General features: G+C 69.3%; 16 protein-coding genes. 2 read left to right on the top strand and 14 right to left on the bottom strand.

Annotated elements, in window-relative coordinates; genetic code table 11:
- Positions 1-39: 39 nt before the first annotated feature.
- Both HDC93_RS22250 and HDC93_RS22245 read left to right on the top strand, forming a co-directional pair.
- Positions 40-891, top strand: coding sequence for a helix-turn-helix transcriptional regulator (locus HDC93_RS22250; RefSeq protein WP_185012617.1), 852 nt, complete (start codon positions 40-42; stop codon positions 889-891).
- A gap of 10 nt (positions 892-901) precedes the next feature.
- On the top strand, positions 902-1,096 hold the full coding sequence (locus tag HDC93_RS22245; protein ID WP_030842601.1) for a hypothetical protein: 195 nt from the start codon (positions 902-904) through the stop codon (positions 1,094-1,096).
- Positions 1,097-1,417: 321 nt separating this feature from the next.
- Here the strand turns inward: HDC93_RS22245 and HDC93_RS22240 are convergent, their stop codons facing one another.
- From HDC93_RS22240 to HDC93_RS22170, 14 genes are all read right to left on the bottom strand, one after another.
- Positions 1,418-2,155, bottom strand: coding sequence for a hypothetical protein (locus HDC93_RS22240; RefSeq protein ID WP_185012616.1), 738 nt, complete (start codon positions 2,153-2,155; stop codon positions 1,418-1,420).
- A gap of 46 nt (positions 2,156-2,201) precedes the next feature.
- Positions 2,202-4,742: a hypothetical protein gene (locus HDC93_RS22235; RefSeq protein ID WP_185012615.1), complete on the bottom strand. Its 2,541-nt coding sequence runs from the start codon at positions 4,740-4,742 to the stop codon at positions 2,202-2,204.
- A gap of 157 nt (positions 4,743-4,899) precedes the next feature.
- On the bottom strand, positions 4,900-5,553 hold the full coding sequence (locus HDC93_RS22230; RefSeq protein WP_185012614.1) for an OmpA family protein: 654 nt from the start codon (positions 5,551-5,553) through the stop codon (positions 4,900-4,902).
- A gap of 8 nt (positions 5,554-5,561) precedes the next feature.
- Entirely contained in the window at positions 5,562-6,143 is a 582-nt protein-coding gene (locus tag HDC93_RS22225; protein ID WP_185012613.1) for a hypothetical protein, read from the bottom strand.
- A 16-nt stretch (positions 6,144-6,159) separates the two neighbouring features.
- Positions 6,160-6,783, bottom strand: a complete 624-nt coding sequence (locus tag HDC93_RS22220) for a pilus assembly protein TadG-related protein (RefSeq protein WP_185012612.1) — start codon at positions 6,781-6,783, stop codon at positions 6,160-6,162.
- On the bottom strand, positions 6,780-7,013 hold the full coding sequence (locus HDC93_RS22215) for a hypothetical protein (protein WP_185012611.1): 234 nt from the start codon (positions 7,011-7,013) through the stop codon (positions 6,780-6,782). Before HDC93_RS22215 ends, HDC93_RS22220 begins: the two co-directional genes overlap by 4 nt.
- Before the next feature lie 148 nt (positions 7,014-7,161).
- Positions 7,162-8,130, bottom strand: coding sequence for a response regulator transcription factor (locus HDC93_RS22210; protein ID WP_185012610.1), 969 nt, complete (start codon positions 8,128-8,130; stop codon positions 7,162-7,164).
- A gap of 26 nt (positions 8,131-8,156) precedes the next feature.
- Complete coding sequence (locus tag HDC93_RS22205; protein WP_260419700.1) at positions 8,157-9,899, bottom strand: sensor histidine kinase; 1,743 nt, start codon at positions 9,897-9,899, stop codon at positions 8,157-8,159.
- A gap of 15 nt (positions 9,900-9,914) precedes the next feature.
- Positions 9,915-10,802 carry a DUF5936 domain-containing protein gene (locus HDC93_RS22195; RefSeq protein WP_185012609.1) on the bottom strand — a complete coding sequence of 296 codons (888 nt, stop codon included), beginning with the start codon at positions 10,800-10,802 and terminating at the stop codon, positions 9,915-9,917.
- A 16-nt stretch (positions 10,803-10,818) separates the two neighbouring features.
- Positions 10,819-11,763 (bottom strand): type II secretion system F family protein, encoded by a 945-nt coding sequence (locus HDC93_RS22190; protein WP_185012608.1) that lies wholly within the window; start codon positions 11,761-11,763, stop codon positions 10,819-10,821.
- Positions 11,764-11,772: 9 nt separating this feature from the next.
- Positions 11,773-13,110 carry a CpaF family protein gene (locus HDC93_RS22185; protein ID WP_031106653.1) on the bottom strand — a complete coding sequence of 446 codons (1,338 nt, stop codon included), beginning with the start codon at positions 13,108-13,110 and terminating at the stop codon, positions 11,773-11,775.
- Positions 13,111-13,135: 25 nt separating this feature from the next.
- A complete protein-coding gene (locus tag HDC93_RS22180; protein ID WP_185012607.1) occupies positions 13,136-13,495 on the bottom strand; it encodes a TadE/TadG family type IV pilus assembly protein in 360 nt (119 codons plus the stop codon).
- A complete protein-coding gene (locus tag HDC93_RS22175) occupies positions 13,495-13,827 on the bottom strand; it encodes a pilus assembly protein (protein WP_221517019.1) in 333 nt (110 codons plus the stop codon). Before HDC93_RS22175 ends, HDC93_RS22180 begins: the two co-directional genes overlap by 1 nt.
- Positions 13,828-13,889: 62 nt before the next feature.
- Complete coding sequence (locus HDC93_RS22170) at positions 13,890-15,122, bottom strand: AAA family ATPase (RefSeq protein WP_185012605.1); 1,233 nt, start codon at positions 15,120-15,122, stop codon at positions 13,890-13,892.
- Positions 15,123-15,131 lie beyond the last annotated feature (9 nt).

Genomic DNA, 15,131 nt, shown 5'->3' with positions numbered 1-15,131 from the left:
ACCGGCAAACTGAGACTCACACGGTGAAGAAGGGGCAATATGGGGACGAGAAGCACGCCGACGGAGCGGCAGAAGCGACTGGGGGCGGAGCTGCGCAGGATGCGGCTCGCGGCGGGTGTCACCACGGAGTACGCCGCCGGCCTGCTCGGCATTGACCGGACACGGCTGTCCAACATGGAGTCGGGAATCCGGCCGTTCTCGGCCGACCGCATTCGCACCCTTGCCTGTAACTATGCCTGTACGGACGGGACTTACGTCTCAGCACTGGTCACCATGGCCGAGGGCAAGGAGCGGGGATGGTGGGAACAGTACCGGGGCACGCTGCCCGCCGGGCTGCTGGACATCGCCGAGTTGGAGTGGCATGCCACGCGCGTGCGCACGGCTCAGGTCATGCACGTACCGGGGCTGCTGCAGACCGAGGAGTACGCCCGCGCCGTCTTCGTCGCCGTACTCCCCCGGCTGAGTCGGCTCGAAGTCGAGCTGCGAGTGGCCCATCGTATGGAGCGGCAGCAGGTGTTCGACCGGACCGTGCCGCTTCCGTACGTCGCCTACGTCCACGAAGCCGCGCTGCGCATGCCCTACGGTGACGCTGAGGCGACTCGGCGACAGCTGGAGCACCTGGCCGCGCAGTCCGAGCGCGACAGCGTCGATGTGCGGGTCGTTCCGACGAGCGTGAGCGGCTTTCCAGGGGCGGGGCACGCACTGCTGTATGCCGACGGGGCCGTACCCAAGCTGGACACCGTGCAACTGGACTCCGCGCACGGGCCGGAATTCACCGGCGCGGAGGCTCAGCTCACGAAGTACCGTGCCCATCTGGACTGGATGGACGACGCGGCGCTGCGTTCGGCAGCCTCCCGCGACCTCATCCGCAACATCGCCCGTGAACTCTGAAGGAGCCACCATGACCGCCGGCATCACCTGGGAAGAGCCCTTCTGCGGCGAGGGCAACAACTGCTTCCGCATAGGCACCGACGCGCAAGGCAACGCCTATATCGCCGTCGCCGGGCAGGAGGAGCACCATCTGACCGACAGCCGCGATGCCCTCCGGACGCTCATCCGGGACATCAAGGCGGGCAAGGCCGACCACCTGCTGTAGGCCGACCGCAGGCGTGGCCTGTCGGTCGGCCCCTCGGCGGAGCCGTCCGCCGAGGGCCTGCCAGGCCTGCCCGCCCCCGGGACGCCATTGTTGCGGCTTCAGGAACCAGCACGATGGACTTCGTCGACGACCCGGTGGGCTCGATCAAGGACAGCTGGAACTGGGGCTCCATGAACGTCCTGTCGTGACGCTCCTGCTCCATTCGAAGACCCACGGTTTTCGCCGGTCTCGGGCAACTCCTGCGGCCACCGGAAGCCGGAGCCCCACGTGTAGGGAAGCTCTTGTACAGGTAGGGGCAGGAGAGGCTACTCGCCCTTTCCTTCAGCTTCCGCGCCTACTGCCGCTCCGCCTCTCCGTCCCCGGATCGAAGAGCTTCCCCTGTGCCGCCTCCGCGTTGTCCCAACTCGCCGGACCGCCCGGCTTCACCGACAGGCGATCCAGAGCGGCCCTGGCCTCAGGACTCCCCATCGCGCCCAGCAGCTCGATGGCAGAGTCCGCGCCGATGTCCTCGATCACGCAGCGCTCGGCCGCATCCACCGCCCAGTCGGCGAAACGGCCGGGGTCGGAGTCCAGGGCCAGCCAGCGGAACACCGAGTCGGCGATGTCGTCCCGCAGCCGCGGGATCATGGCGAGTATCGCCGCTTCGACGTGCTCAACGACATGCCGCTGAAGCGGGTACAGCCTCTCCCGTCCCCGCCACTCGCGCACCAGCTCGTCCACACCGGCCCACGTCACCTGGCTCGTGCAGGGCATCCTCTCCCCCACCGCCTGGTGGAACTCCTCCCACACGTGCCACAACAGGCCCGGAGACGGCGGCTGAGGCACATCCGGCGCCAACTCCGGGTCCTCCAGCAGCTCGGTCACCACCTGCCGAGCCTCCGCCACCCGCTCATCGGTGCGCGGCAGGTCCCCGATCCGACCCCAGTCGCCCTCGTCCCAAGGCTGTGGCAAGGACCGAAGGGCGCGGGGCAGAACGTAGTCACCCTCCTGATCACGCCATCGCGCGACCTGCGGATCCCACATCGCCTCGGCACTCAACTCCGCGTCCGACTCGCTCATCTCCGCCGTCCTGCCATGTCTCGTGGCTGTCGTCCACTCGTTCGTCTCATTCGATGCCCAGGTACGCCTTTGCGCTGTCCGGGTCCTTCATCTTCGACCACTCCATCGTGCCGTTCGCCGTCCGCTCGTCGATGCAACGCTGCATCCTGCCGAGCTGGTCGGCGGACAGACCCTGGCCCGCCACCTTCGCGTCCACACCGTTCTTGGCCATCTCACCGGCCGCCGTCCTGGTGTCCTTCGCCGGCTTGCCGTTCCGGGCGGGCTTGAACTCGCTGAAGACCGACGTCCAGCGGTCCGCTGTCTCGATCTCCACGGTGGCCTTGCGGCCCGGCTCCTTGCTCGCCCACTTCTTGAGCCTCTCGACCTGGTTGGCGAATTCCGCCTTGCGCGTGGCCGAGCCGGCGTTCTTGACCTCCTTGACGTGCACGGTGCCGTTCCTGTCCTTGTAGACCACGTCCGCGTCCGGGATCTCGTCGAGATTCACCTTCTCCCCGTTGCCCAGGTCAGCCTCCTTGCGGTTCATCTTGCCGCCGACTCCGGCGTCTACGTGGGTTCCGGGGGCCGCGTCGTCGGCAGCGCGGCGTACGGCGTTCACCTCCGCGCGTGCCTCGGCAAGCTTGTTGGCGTCGGAGGCATTGGCGACCTTGCCTTCCAGCGCCGCGGCGGCATCGCCGTTGACGTTTTCGCGGCGTGCGAGGTCGGTGATCTCGTCGAGCGAGTCGGCCGCGTCCTTCTTGCTGATCTCACCGGGTTCCGGGGGGTCCTTGGCGCGGTTGACGAGCCCGTCGATCTGGTCCTCAGGCACCGAAGAGCCCCGCTCCCGCAGTGCGGCCTTCGCCGCTTCGGCCCTGGCGTCGAGCGCCTCCTGCTGGGCCTGGCGTGCGTCGTCGGCGTCGTCGCCCGTGCACTCCTTGCCGCCTGCGGCGACGACGATCCGGCCGGCCTGCGGAGCCGCCAGGACGCCTGTGCCGGTGCCAGGGACTCCTCGCAGGCCGCCACCACCGCCGTACGGAATGCGCCCGATCGCGATCGTGCAGCTGCCGTTCCTCTCGGCCTTCTTCTGCGCCTCGTCGGCGTGCTTCTGCGCCGCGTCCGCGGCCTTCCTCACGCCGTCGAAGTCGCCTGCCCTGGCCGCCTTGCGCGCCTTCTCGGCCGCGTCCGCCGCCTTGTCGAGGGATTCACCGACCTCGGCCAGATTCTTGAACTTAGTGAACTTCGTGATGGTCTTCGGGCTGAAGATGCCGATGACGCCGACAATGGTGTTGCCGATGGAGGCGCCGTAGTTGCCCTTCTCCCAGTTCCCTTTGTCGACGATCGTGTCGACCGCCAGGTCGGACACGAAGTCCTCGGGCGAATTGACCCAGCCCCATACGGAGGAGACGTGGTTCCCCTTGTCCCACTCCTCACCCAGTTCGTCGGCCTTGTCGCCCCACCAGTTCGTGGTGTAGCCCTTCAGGCCGTTCCAGGTGTCCTTGATCGAGCCGACCGGGTCGCTGACGACGTCCATCGTGCTGGCCAGGAAGCTCTTGGTCGGGGCCACGAAGAAGCCGCGGAAATGGTCCATGAACGTCTTGTCGTGGCGCTCCTGGTCGTGAACGTCGTCCCATAGGGACTTGTCCTCGAACGGGCCCGGAGCGAGCGGGATCGTGTCGTCAGGGCCCGCGCCCTCGTAGGTGATGATCTGGGCCGACGCGGGGATGCCGCTGCCGCCCGTGTCACCGACGCCCGTGCCGTCGCGGGATTCCGTGTCGCCGTCGATTGCCGTGCCGCCGCCGGCTTCGGTGTCTCCCTGGCCGCCCGCACCGCCCTGGGTTCTCGAGTCGCCCTGGGTTCCCGAGTCGCCGGTGCCCGCATCGTCGTTCGTGGCCGTGCCGCCGTCCGGGTTCGCGCCGTTGCCGCCGTCGGCACCTGCGTCCGCATCGCCTTGGTGCGCGGCGTCGTTGCCCCCGGCCGCGCCCGTCTCCGTTCCGTCGCCCTGCGGAGCGCGGCACGCCGTGCCTGTCACCGAGCAGATCGCCGACTGGATGCCGTCAGCGATGCGTCCGCCGAGGCCGCCGACCGACAGCGCGACGATGATCGCGGCGACGACCGCGATGAGCCCCGCGTACTCCACCGCGGTCTGGCCCTCGTCCTGCCGCCAGCGGATCATCCTCGCCAGGCTGAACGCCCGCCGCTCCTCCCTGTCCTCGGGAGGACTCTCGAACCATTCACGCGACCGGGCCCGGCGCAACAGCACGATGACCGCCACCGGCATCGCCGCCTGCGTGATGCCCCGCAGGTCGCCGTGCATCAGCGTGCCGAACGACAGCCACACGATCCACGCCTGTTCGGCGATCAGTGCGCGGCTCGTCCACACCCCGCCTTGCCACAGGCGCCGGGCCAGGTAGACACCGACCACGCTGGGGAGCGAGTCGTACACCAGGATCCCGAAGATCTCCCCGGAGTAGTACGTCACCACCGACAGCACGGTGATCACGTACAGCGCCGTCAGCGCGAACTGCACCCACAGCAGTACCTGCGCCCAGCCCAGTTCCCTCGGCAACGGCGAGTGCCGTTCCCAGGACGGGCTGTTCTGTGCACCCTCCATTCCGTACGGGGGTATCCGGTCACCGGCAGGGGACATGCGCGACCTCAGCTCAGCTCGGGAAAACGGCCTTTCACGACGGGCATTGAGCCGAGGCTAAGGAACGTCGATCAGTCACACGTGGGCCCGTGGCCCCAACCCTGGGCCCACTTTCGGTGACTCAGCTCTCTGTGCGCGGAAAGGAGACCTCGACCCGGCGGTTCTTCTTTCGGCCGCTCTCCGAGGAGTTGTCGGCGATGGGGTACTGCTCGCCGTAGCCGCGGACCTCGTAGGTGACGTTGGAGTCGGTCAGTTCCTGATCGAGGACGTTCTGCACGGCGTCGGCTCGTTTCCGGGACAGGACGTCGCCGTGGGCTGAGGAGCCGAGGTTGTCCGTGAAGCCGAAGACGCGGATCTTCGTCGCGTTCTGCGTCTTGATCTCCTCGGCGATCGCGGAGATCCGGGCCTTCGCCTCGCCGCTGAGTTTCGCGCTGTCCTTGCCGAAGAGGACCTCGGCCTGGAGGGCGAACTTGACGTCGGCGTTGGTGTCTTCACGGCGTTCGTCGCCGCTTTGATCTTCGACGACCTGTTTGATGTCGAGGACCTTGGCTTCGGCGAGGGTGGCGCCGTCCGGGATCTTGAGGTCAGGGTCGTTCGGATCCACCTCTACGGGCGCTGTGGCAGTCGCCTCGGTCCCCGGAGGCACGCTGGGGCCGTCGGCGGCATGTGCCGACACGGCGCCGAACAAGTTGGTGGCGACCATGACAGTGGCTGCCGTAAGAGTCAGGGCGAGACGAGGTGCTCCCACCGATGACGGAGTGCGGACAACGGTCATGGTGGGCCTCACCCGGAGATCGTGATGGTGGAGGTGGGGAAACCCGGGAGTTGCAGGCCGACTTCGGTCGTGCTGGTCGGCGGGGACGGGAACTGCATGAACACCGGCACGGTTTCACCGGCCTTGAGGGTCGGAAGGCCTGTTGTGGTGAGTGGACGGCCGTCCGTGTCGCGAAGCACGTAGTAGCGCTTCTTGCCCTTGGAGTCCACCAACGTGGCTCCGCCCAGTGAACTGCCGTTCTTGATGATCTCTGTCTCGTTGCCGCTCAGATTGGAGGGGACGACCACCGTTTCCGAACCGTCGTTCTTCAGATCGCCGTTCACTGTGACGAATCCGCCGGAGTCTCGAGTGGCCGACGTGACTTGAAGGAGGAGGCCTTGTGGCCCCTTCATTTCGGCCAACGGATCTTGAGACGTTCCTTCCTGAGCACTCGGCTTGGATCCATCGTCCTTGGAGGGGGACGCCGACTTCTCGGGCTTCTTGTCGTCACTTCCACCGCCGCCGCAGCCGGCCGCACCGAGGGCCAAACCAGTCGCAACGGTCAGTGCGACCATCCCCCTGCGGGCCTTCGCAGTGAACCGAATGCTCATCTCTCCGCTTCCTTCATCACTCGTCGTTCGCTTGTGGTTCGGCCAGGTGTACGTCGAAGAGGTCCTCGGGCTTCGGGATGAGTGCGGGATCATCCGCGTCCAAGTCCCATTTCTTATCCTCGTCGCAGGTGAGCGCAGGAAGTTTCTCATCGCTGCCATCGTCCGGGAGGTCGAAGGTACACAGAGGCTCGATCACCGCTGTGGCGGTCGCGTTCGACTTCTGCTTCTCCGTACCGGGAACTATGGATTCACCTACGGACTTGTTCGTTTCGACCTCGACCGTGAAGCTTAGAGGCCCATCCGGAACGCAACCCTGACCGGTCACCTGAGCATCGTTCTGTGCGGCCAGCTGCTGTGCACGCCAACACGAGGGACCAAGTCCTTCTGCGTTCCCATCGAAAATGCGTTGCCACTTGGCCGGATCGAGCAAGTCCTTCACCCATGCATCGGCGAGCTGCTCCCGCCTGTCCTGCGCTGCGGCGAGGGCCGCCGCGTCGGCGGCCGTCTGGGCACCGTTTCGATTTGCCGCTGCCTGGCCCACCGCGAAGTACGCGAACGCGAGAAAGAGCAGGCCCCCCACCACAGTGATGTAGATGGGGAAAGCCTGCCCTGTATCGCCGTACCGGCTGATTCGCGTCAAGGAGCGACCTTGGCGACCTGTGCCTTGATCTTGTCCAGGATCGTCTGACCGATGTCGGTACCCGTAATCGCCAGCACAATAGCCACCACCACCGCGATGATGCCCAGGTACTCGACCGCCGTTTGCCCCCTGTCGCCGGCGCGGCGGCGCATCGCCTCGGCCGTCGTGTTCTTCCAGCCGTTCATGCGGACCTTGGTCGCGACGGCGGTCTTCAGCATCAGGTCGCTCATGGTGTTCCCCTCCGGTTTCGGCTGTGTCGCTTTCGACACGAGGAACGTACGGCGGAACACCCTGTCCGCCAGAGGGCCCCTGGGCCCAATTCCGGGCCCAATCGACCGGGCCCAGCCGTCGGCAGTCCCCCCATCGCGTCACCGGAGGTCACCCCCGTCCCCGGTGTGCGTCCGGCGCCGTGCCGATCCACTTCGCGGCGGCCTCGGAGCGGCTGGTGCTGTGGAGTTTGGCGAAGATGCGGTTGATGTGGTTCTTGACGGTTTTCTCGCTGATGAAGCACGTGGCGGCGATCTGCTGGTTGTTCATGCCGGACGCGATGAGGTCCATGATCTCCGCCTCCCTCGTGCTCAGTTGGAACCGCGACCTGTCGGGAGCGGCCGGTCGGCCACTCTTCCACTCAGACGAAGACTGTCCCACATGCGGTTGCATCTGCGAAAGGTTTTCTGGATAAGCAACCGAGGGTGAGGCCGGATGGATGCCGAAATCCGCTGGTGGAGCGGGTTGTTGAGGTTGCATATACGACTGTCCGGAAGTAGAAGTTCCGTATGCAGTCGCACTCGATTGCCGGCCCAGGCCCTCCGGCAAGGGTGGAGCCGGGGTCCGGTCCTGGCGGAGTTGGGCCAGGAGGGCGCCCGTCGCCGTCGGGGTGAAGTGGGCCCGGCCCTCCTTGATGTCCCATACGGCGTCGACCAACTGGTCCGCCGTGAACTCGCCGTGGACGAGGTAGCCGCCCGCCCCCCGGCGCAGGGCCTCGTGGACGATCTCCGACTCCCTGCTGTAGGTCAGCATCATCACCGGAGCGATCCGCACCAGGTACGGGAGGGCCGAGATGCCGTCCACGCCGGGCATGCGGACGTCCAGGAGGACGACGTCCGGGCGGTGCTGGTGGGCGGCCTCGTAGGCCTGGCGGCCGTCGGCGGCCTCCGCCACGACCTCGATGTCCGGGCGGCCGGAGAGCAGCGCGGTGAGGCCTGCGCGGACCACGGGGTTGTCGTCCGCCACCACGACCCGGAGGCGGCGGGCCGGTGGTGCCGGGTGCGGGAGCGGGAGGTCGGTGAACTTGTGGTGCGGTGGCGGCTGCGGGGCGCCGGTGGAGTGGGGTGTCTGGTCCGGCATCAGGGGCCTCCTCTCGGTTCGTGGGGTCATGCGGTGGGGGTGGTCAGGGCGGCCAGGGGGAGTTCCAGGCGGACCTCAGTGCCCTGGGGGTGGCCGCCGCGGCCTATGCGGATGCGGGCGCCGACCGAGGCGGCGCGTTCGACCATGCCGACCAGGCCGAAGTGGCCCGCGCGGCGCAGTTGTTCGAGAGTGGTGCCCGGTGGGAGGCCGCGGCCGTCGTCGTAGACGCTGATGCGGAGGAGGTCGCCGTGGACGCCCGCGCTGACGTCGACGCGAGTGGGACGGGCGTGGCGGTGGGCGTTCTCCATGGCTTCCGAGGCGATGGTGAGGAGTTGGCGGGCCACCGCCGGGGGGACGGGTGGCACGGCGTGGGCGCCGGTGGGGCGGTAGACCGCCGGGAGGCCCGTGCGGGTGCTGAAGTCGCGGGTGCGGGCGGCCAGTTCGACCAGGACGTCCGTGGCCTGGTCCGGGTCCGATTCGCGGCGCAGGTCGGCCAGGAGTTCGCGGGATTCGGCGGCCGCCCGGCGGGCGGAACGGGCGACGAGCGCCGCCTGCTGTCTCACCAGGGCCGGGTCCATGCGGTCGGCGTCGGTCGAGGTGGTGAGGCCGTCGGCGGCCAGGGCCACGCCGTGCAGGGTCTTGGCGACGGAGTCGTGCATCTCGCGGGCCAGGCGGGCGCGCTCGGCACTGACCGCCTCCGTCACGGCGAGACGGGCCTGGACGGTGGTGAGGGCCTGCGTGGCCGCGCCGAAGCGGAGCATGAGGTTGCGGAGGCTGGAGCCGACGGCTCCGGCGATGACACAGATGCCGGGCAGGAGGGCGGACTCTGTGATGCCGGGGGCCGGGTTCTCCTGTGCCGCGTGGATGAGGAGCAGCAGGAGGGCCTGGAGGGAGGCGAAGACCGCCGCGCCTCGCCAGCCGTAGACCAGGCCTGCCAGGAGGGGGGTGCAGACGCTGACGTAGGCGAGGGTGCTGTCGGGTCCGGCGGCGATGAGGAGCAGGGCGCCGAAGAGGGTGTCCGCGGCGAGGAGGGAGGGGTGGCGCAGGAGGAGGGGGCCGAAGCGTTCCCAGTCCCTGAAGAGGACGTAGGAGGTCATGAACGTGACGACCACGGCCGCGCCGACGAGGCGGGTGGGGAGGCCGTCGTTCGCGTTGACGAGGGCGGTGGGGGTGGCCAGGGCGATCATCGCCAGACGGAAGCCGAAGACCTGGCGGCACATGGCTTGCAGGGCGTTGACCTGGATGTCGATCGCCGGGTTCCCGGCACGGGCCGGGCCTGCGGCGGGGATCGGGGCACCTGCCGAACCTGCGGCGGGGGCCGGGGCACCTGCCGAACCTCCGGCAGGAGCCGGGGCCTCGGCCGGACCTCCGGCAGGAGCCGGGGTTTCGGCAGGGCCGCTCCCGCCGCCGTCACCGCCGGCGGAACGATCGTGAGCATGAGCATGGCCCTGCGGACGGGGCTGTGGACCGTGTGCCGTCGGCATCGCCCGCTGGGCTTGCGCGGCCACCGCCGCCACCCGGGGCAACGCCCCGTTCCGACGTCCGCCCCCCTTGATCCGCAGCGTCGGCTCCCCGCCGACGAACCCCCCGGCCGCCTCCCACCCGGGCGGCAGCGCGGGCGTCACGGACGTCACCGGGACGTCCGGCGCGCCCGTGCGGACGTGCGGGGGCAGCACCGTCCCCGCCGGGGGCGTGGTGATCTCCGGGTTCTGCTCGGCCCGGCGGCGGCGCCGTCCCAGCAGACCCGTCCGCTCCCCTGTCATCGACATGGCGTCGCCCCTCCCCTACTTCCCCGTCACCGAGCCGAAGTCCGTGCCCGAGCCGAGGATCAGGCCCGCGCCGAGCAGGAGCATGGTGGCCGGGACCATGAAGGTCGTGATCATCATCGTGGCCTTGGGGACCGCCCGGGCCGCCTTGCGGCGGGCGTTCTGCGCGTCCGTGCGGCGCATGTCCTTCGCGAGGGAGACCAGCGTGTCGACGATCGGCGCGCCCAGTTCCTCGCCCTGCTGCAGCGCCGTCACGAACATCGCCACCTGCTCGGAGTCGTTGCGGCGGCGCAGTTCCGCGAAGGCCTGGCGGCGGCTCATGCCGAGGTCCATCTGGCGCAGCGTGATGCGCAGTTCGTCCGCCCAGGGGCCCTCGTACCGGGACGAGACCCGGTCCAGCGCCTGACGGAAACCGAGGCCCGCGCTCACCACGACCGCGAGGACGTCGAGGAAGTCCGGCAGGGTCCGTTCGATGACGTCCTTGCGGATGCGGATCGCCGACCAGATGCCGACCTCCGTCCAGAACGCGCCGAAGGCCAGCAGGAGCAGGGCGACCAGCAGTTGGCCCCGCATGAGGAAGACCAGGAAGCCCACGGCTCCCAGGCAGCCGTAGACCGCCCGGCGCGCGGCGTACCTGTCGATCGTCAGGCCGCCGGGGTTGCCCGCGAGGTCGATCTTGCGGCGGTACTTCGCCACCTGTTTCGGGCCCATCAGGCGCAGTACGGCGGGCGCGTAGCGCATGCCCATGCGGTCGATGAGCGAGTCGACCGCGCCGGTGCGCGTGGATCCGACCTCCAGGGCCAGTGCGAGGTCGCCGGGCAGTTTGGCCTCCGCGCGGTACATGCGGATGCCGGCGAAGGCGCCCCAGACGCCGATGCCCATCAGCAGGGCGAGAAGCAGTCCCATGGTTGCCTCCTGGCTCTCAGACGTCGATGCGGGACAGGCGGCGGATGAGGACGAACCCGACGGCGTAGAGAGCGAAGGCGATGATGACCGCCCCCTGGCCGAAGGGGGAGCCGGTCATACGGTCCAGGGCGCCGTCCTTCACCCCGTTCATCAGGAACAGGGAACCGACGCCCAGGACCGGGACGGCGTACGACGTCATGGTGACCTGGGAGAGCTGGGTGCGGACCTCGCGCCGGGTCTCCTTGCGTTCCTCGAGCGTCTCGGTCAGGTTGCGCAGCGCGCTGACGACCTGGCCGCCGGCCCGGTTCGACAGGACCAGGGTGGTGACGAGGACGACCAGTTCGCGGGAGGGGAGGCGGTCGGCCAGTTCGCCCAGCGCGTCGTCCATCGAGGCGCCGACGGCCAGCTGGGCGGAGACCTTGCCGAGCTCCTCGCCCGCCGGGGCCTCCATCTCCTCCGCCGCCATCCCGATCGCCGTGCGCAGGGCCAGTCCCGCCTGGGTCGCGTTGGCGAGGATCCGGGCCATCTCGGGGAGCTGGTTGATGAACTTCTCGATGCGTTTCTGGCGTTGCCAGTTGAGGAACTGGACCGCCACGCCGATGCCGAGCAGGCCGGCCAGCGGGCCGAAGAACGGGGCCAGGGCGGCCTGGCCGATCAGCCACAGGCTCGCGACCGTGGCGAGCATGTAGACGAAGAACTCGCCCGGGGTGATGTCCAGGCCGGTCGCCGCGAGCCGCAGCTCCAGCTTCTTGCCGAGCCTGGTGCGTCGCAGACGGCGGTCGATCCCGCGGAAGTTGCGGCGCCGGCCGCCCGCGGGGACCTGGCCGGTGGCGGACAGGCGGTCGACCAGGGCCTGCCGCTGTGCCTTGCCGGTGGCGTAGGAGTGCAGGCCGACGACCACCAGGACGCAGGTCAGCAGCGTGACGCCGGTGGTGAGCGTGATGAGCGATTGCAGTTCCATCGGTCGGTCCTACCTGGCTTCTCGGGTGGCTAGCTGGTCCGCGGACCGGGCGATGCCGAACGCCTGCGGGAGGGGTTGGTTCGCCATGTAGAGGCGGTCGGCGGTACGGCGTGGGAGGGGGTAGTACTCGAAGGCGCCGTGGATACGGCCGTCGGAGCTCATCGGCTGTGCGTTGAAGCGGGCGACCGTGACCAGCCGGTAGGGGTCACTGCCGTGGCTGTCCATCAGCGCGATCTCGGTGATGCGGCGGGCGCCGTCCGCGAACCGGGTCAGCTGCACGATGACGTCGACCGCGCTGTTGATCTGGTCGTGCAGCGCCACGAAGGGGATCTCCACGTCCGACATGGAGGCCAGGGTCTGCAGCCGCATCAGCGCGTCCTCGGCGCTGTTGGCGTGGACGGTGGCCAGCGAGCCGTCGTGGCCCGTCGACATCGCCTGGAGCATGTCGAGGGACTCGCCGCCACGGACCTCGCCGACGACGATCCGGTCGGGGCGCATGCGCAGGGAGTTGCGGACGAGGTCGCGGATGCTGATCTGGCCTTTGCCCTCGACGTTCGCCGGGCGTGACTCCAGGCGGATGACGTGGGCCTGCTGGAGCTGGAGTTCGGCGGAGTCCTCGATGGTGATGATGCGTTCGCCGTCGGGGATGAGCCCGGAGAGCGCGTTGAGCAGGGTCGTCTTCCCCGTGCCCGTCGCGCCCGAGACGATGACGTTGAACTTCGCCTGCACCAGGCCCGCCAGCAGGTACAGCATGTGCTCGTCGAGCGAGCCGAGTCCGATCAGCTCCTGGAGCGTGAAGGAGCGCGGGAAGCGGCGGATGGTGAGAGTGGCGCCGGTCAGGGACAGCGGCGGGATGATGACGTTGACGCGCTCTCCGGAGGGGAGGCGGGCGTCCACCATCGGGTTCGACTCGTCGACGCGGCGGTTGACCGTCGAGACGATCCGCTCGATCGTCTGCATGAGCTGGTCGTTGGACGCGAAGCGCAACGGCAGCTGCTCGACCCGTCCCCCGCGCTCCACGAAGATCGCGTCCGGGCCGTTGACCATGATCTCGGTGATGGACGCGTCCTCCAGCAGCGGCTCCAGGATGCCGAGGCCCAGCGCCTCGTCGACCACCCTGCGGATCAGCTGCGCGCGCTCCACCGTCGACAGGACCGGGCCCTCGCGGCTGATGATGTGCCCGAGCACCCGCTCCAGCCGTGCCCGGCGCTCGGCGGCGGCCAGCGAGCTCATCTCCGCGAGGTCGATCTCCTCCAGGAGCTTGGCCCGGTAGGAGGCGACCATGTGGCCGTCCTCGCCCCGGTTGCCGTTCTCCTCGGGGGTGTTGATCCGTGCTCGCAGGCTCATGAGTGCGGTGCTCCTAGCTCGTTGCTCAGTGGTCGAGCGGCATCGTCGCGGTCTTGCGGGCCTTACCGAAGTCGTCCTTGCCCGGGAAGACCGACGGGATGGTGATCTCGGCGGTGACCGTGACCTCGTCGCCGCCGAACGACGGCCGGCAACTGGTCCCATCGGCCAGCCAACTGCTGACCGCCGCCCGGCAGTCCGCCTCGTACGGCCCCTCCAGCGACGCGCTGCGCGCCCCCGTCCTGGCCGCCGTGCCGGCCTGCTGGGCCGTGTAGGCGATGAGGCCGAGCTGCACGGCCCCCAGGGCGACGATCAGCAGGATCGGAAGGAAGCCGATGTACTCGATGGCGACCTGGCCTCGGTCGCGGCCCTTGCGGATCCCGTTCATCACGGTTTCGCCTCCTCGACCGCCCCGGCGTGGCCGTGGACCGTGAACCCGAAGGTCAGCGTGCCGGGGAAGAGGACCGGGACCTGGAGGCGCGCGTCGGCCGTCACGTAGCCGGAGCCCGAACCCTCGCAGGTCACACTCGCCCCGGATCGCCACGCATCCGACAGATGCTTCAGCCCGGCCGCCTCGCACACCCCCGGCCGCGCCCCCGGCTCCGCCGCCGTCGCCTGTCGTACCGCCTCGTCCGCGGCATTGCCCGCGAGGATGTAGGTGTAGCCGACGAGGACGGCCTGCCACAACGCGATCAGCGTCACGATGATCGTCGGCGTCATCCCGAGGAACTCGATGGTCACCTGACCCCTGTCCCGCTCCCACCGCTTCTTCGAGAGCACCCTCACCCCTCCCTCCTCCGCCGGAAGCTCACCGCCCCCCGACCCCCCTTCTGCGCACCGTCCGCGGCCTTGACCAGACCCAGCTCCCCCGCCAGGCCCCACAGGGCCTGCTTCACCGAGCTCTTGCTCTCCAGTTCGTGGATCCGGCCCGCGTCGACGACGCTCTGCAGTTCCTTGAAGTTGGCGGGGACGACGGTGGCGGCGACCGCCGTGCCGGTGATCTTCTGGATGAGGGGCGGCTGGATCTCCGTACCGCGCGAGTGCCGGTTGACGACGACCGTCGTCTCCTCGGCCTTGCGGATCTGGAGCCGGTCCCACATCCGCACGGCCCGTTTGGCGCCCCGTACGGCGACCACGTCGGGGGTGGTGACCAGCAGGGCCCGGTCGGCCATCTCCACGGCCGCTGCCCCGGCGCCGCCGAGCTGGGCGCCGCAGTCGATGACGACGACCTCGTAGCGGGAGCGCAGGGCGCTGACGATCTGGCGGGCGGCGCGGTCGGTGACGTCCTCGCCGCGTTCCCCTTCGGCGGGGGCGAGCAGCAGGGCGAGGCCGGTGTCGTGGCGGAAGACCGCGTCGGCCAGGACGCGTGGGGAGATGTCGGTGATGGCGGCCAGGTCGACGAGGGAGCGGCGGAACTGGACGTCCAGGTAGGAGGCGATGTCGCCGGTCTGGAGGTCCATGTCGACCAGGGCGGTGCTGCGGCCGGAGGCCTGGGCGGCCAGGGCCAGCTGGATGGCGGTCAGGGTGGTCCCGGCGCCGCCCTTGGCGCCGCTGACCGTGACGACGGTGCCGCCGACGCCGGTGAACACGTCGCCGCCGGCGCCCAGGTGGCGTCGCACTCCGACGGACCACTGGGCGACCGCCTGGACGCGGCTGGCGAGTTCCTCGTAGCTGAGGGGCAGGGCGACCAGGCCGCGGGCGCCGTAGTCCATGGCGGCCTGGAAGAGGCCGGGGCTCGCGTCGGAGGTGACGAGGATGACGCCGACGGCCGGGAAGCGCAGGGCCACTTCGCGGATCAGCTCCAGGGCGGGGACCGGTCCGATCCGCTCGTGCACCACCACGACCTCGGGCAGTTCGTCGACGGACTCGGCGGCGAGGCGCGCGAGGGTGTCGATGAGCTGGGTGGAGTCGACGACCGGGGCGACGGGCTCGGCGTCCGGGAGCTGGCTGAGCAGTGTCGTGATCGACCGGACCGCGTCCGTGTCACCGACTGCCGGGAGGATCCTCGTGGGCATGGCAGCCTC

This window comes from Streptomyces sp. AK010 (genome assembly GCF_014207295.1).
GTDB classification, from domain to species: domain Bacteria; phylum Actinomycetota; class Actinomycetes; order Streptomycetales; family Streptomycetaceae; genus Streptomyces; species Streptomyces massasporeus.
This window is presented reverse-complemented; position numbering and strand designations above follow the sequence as displayed.

Bases quoted from the DNA above. Each gene is read 5' to 3' on its own strand.
- HDC93_RS22250 (WP_185012617.1), top strand. From the start codon at position 40: ATGGGGACGAGAAGCACGCCGACGGAGCGGCAGAAGCGACTGGGGGCG.
- HDC93_RS22245 (WP_030842601.1), top strand. From the start codon at position 902: ATGACCGCCGGCATCACCTGGGAAGAGCCCTTCTGCGGCGAGGGCAAC.
- HDC93_RS22240 (WP_185012616.1), bottom strand. From the start codon at position 2,155: ATGAGCGAGTCGGACGCGGAGTTGAGTGCCGAGGCGATGTGGGATCCG.
- HDC93_RS22235 (WP_185012615.1), bottom strand. From the start codon at position 4,742: ATGGAGGGTGCACAGAACAGCCCGTCCTGGGAACGGCACTCGCCGTTG.
- HDC93_RS22230 (WP_185012614.1), bottom strand. From the start codon at position 5,553: ATGACCGTTGTCCGCACTCCGTCATCGGTGGGAGCACCTCGTCTCGCC.
- HDC93_RS22225 (WP_185012613.1), bottom strand. From the start codon at position 6,143: ATGAGCATTCGGTTCACTGCGAAGGCCCGCAGGGGGATGGTCGCACTG.
- HDC93_RS22215 (WP_185012611.1), bottom strand. From the start codon at position 7,013: ATGAGCGACCTGATGCTGAAGACCGCCGTCGCGACCAAGGTCCGCATG.
- HDC93_RS22210 (WP_185012610.1), bottom strand. From the start codon at position 8,130: ATGCCGGACCAGACACCCCACTCCACCGGCGCCCCGCAGCCGCCACCG.
- HDC93_RS22205 (WP_260419700.1), bottom strand. From the start codon at position 9,899: ATGTCGATGACAGGGGAGCGGACGGGTCTGCTGGGACGGCGCCGCCGC.
- HDC93_RS22195 (WP_185012609.1), bottom strand. From the start codon at position 10,802: ATGGGACTGCTTCTCGCCCTGCTGATGGGCATCGGCGTCTGGGGCGCC.
- HDC93_RS22190 (WP_185012608.1), bottom strand. From the start codon at position 11,763: ATGGAACTGCAATCGCTCATCACGCTCACCACCGGCGTCACGCTGCTG.
- HDC93_RS22185 (WP_031106653.1), bottom strand. From the start codon at position 13,110: ATGAGCCTGCGAGCACGGATCAACACCCCCGAGGAGAACGGCAACCGG.
- HDC93_RS22180 (WP_185012607.1), bottom strand. From the start codon at position 13,495: ATGAACGGGATCCGCAAGGGCCGCGACCGAGGCCAGGTCGCCATCGAG.
- HDC93_RS22175 (WP_221517019.1), bottom strand. From the start codon at position 13,827: ATGACGCCGACGATCATCGTGACGCTGATCGCGTTGTGGCAGGCCGTC.
- HDC93_RS22170 (WP_185012605.1), bottom strand. From the start codon at position 15,122: ATGCCCACGAGGATCCTCCCGGCAGTCGGTGACACGGACGCGGTCCGG.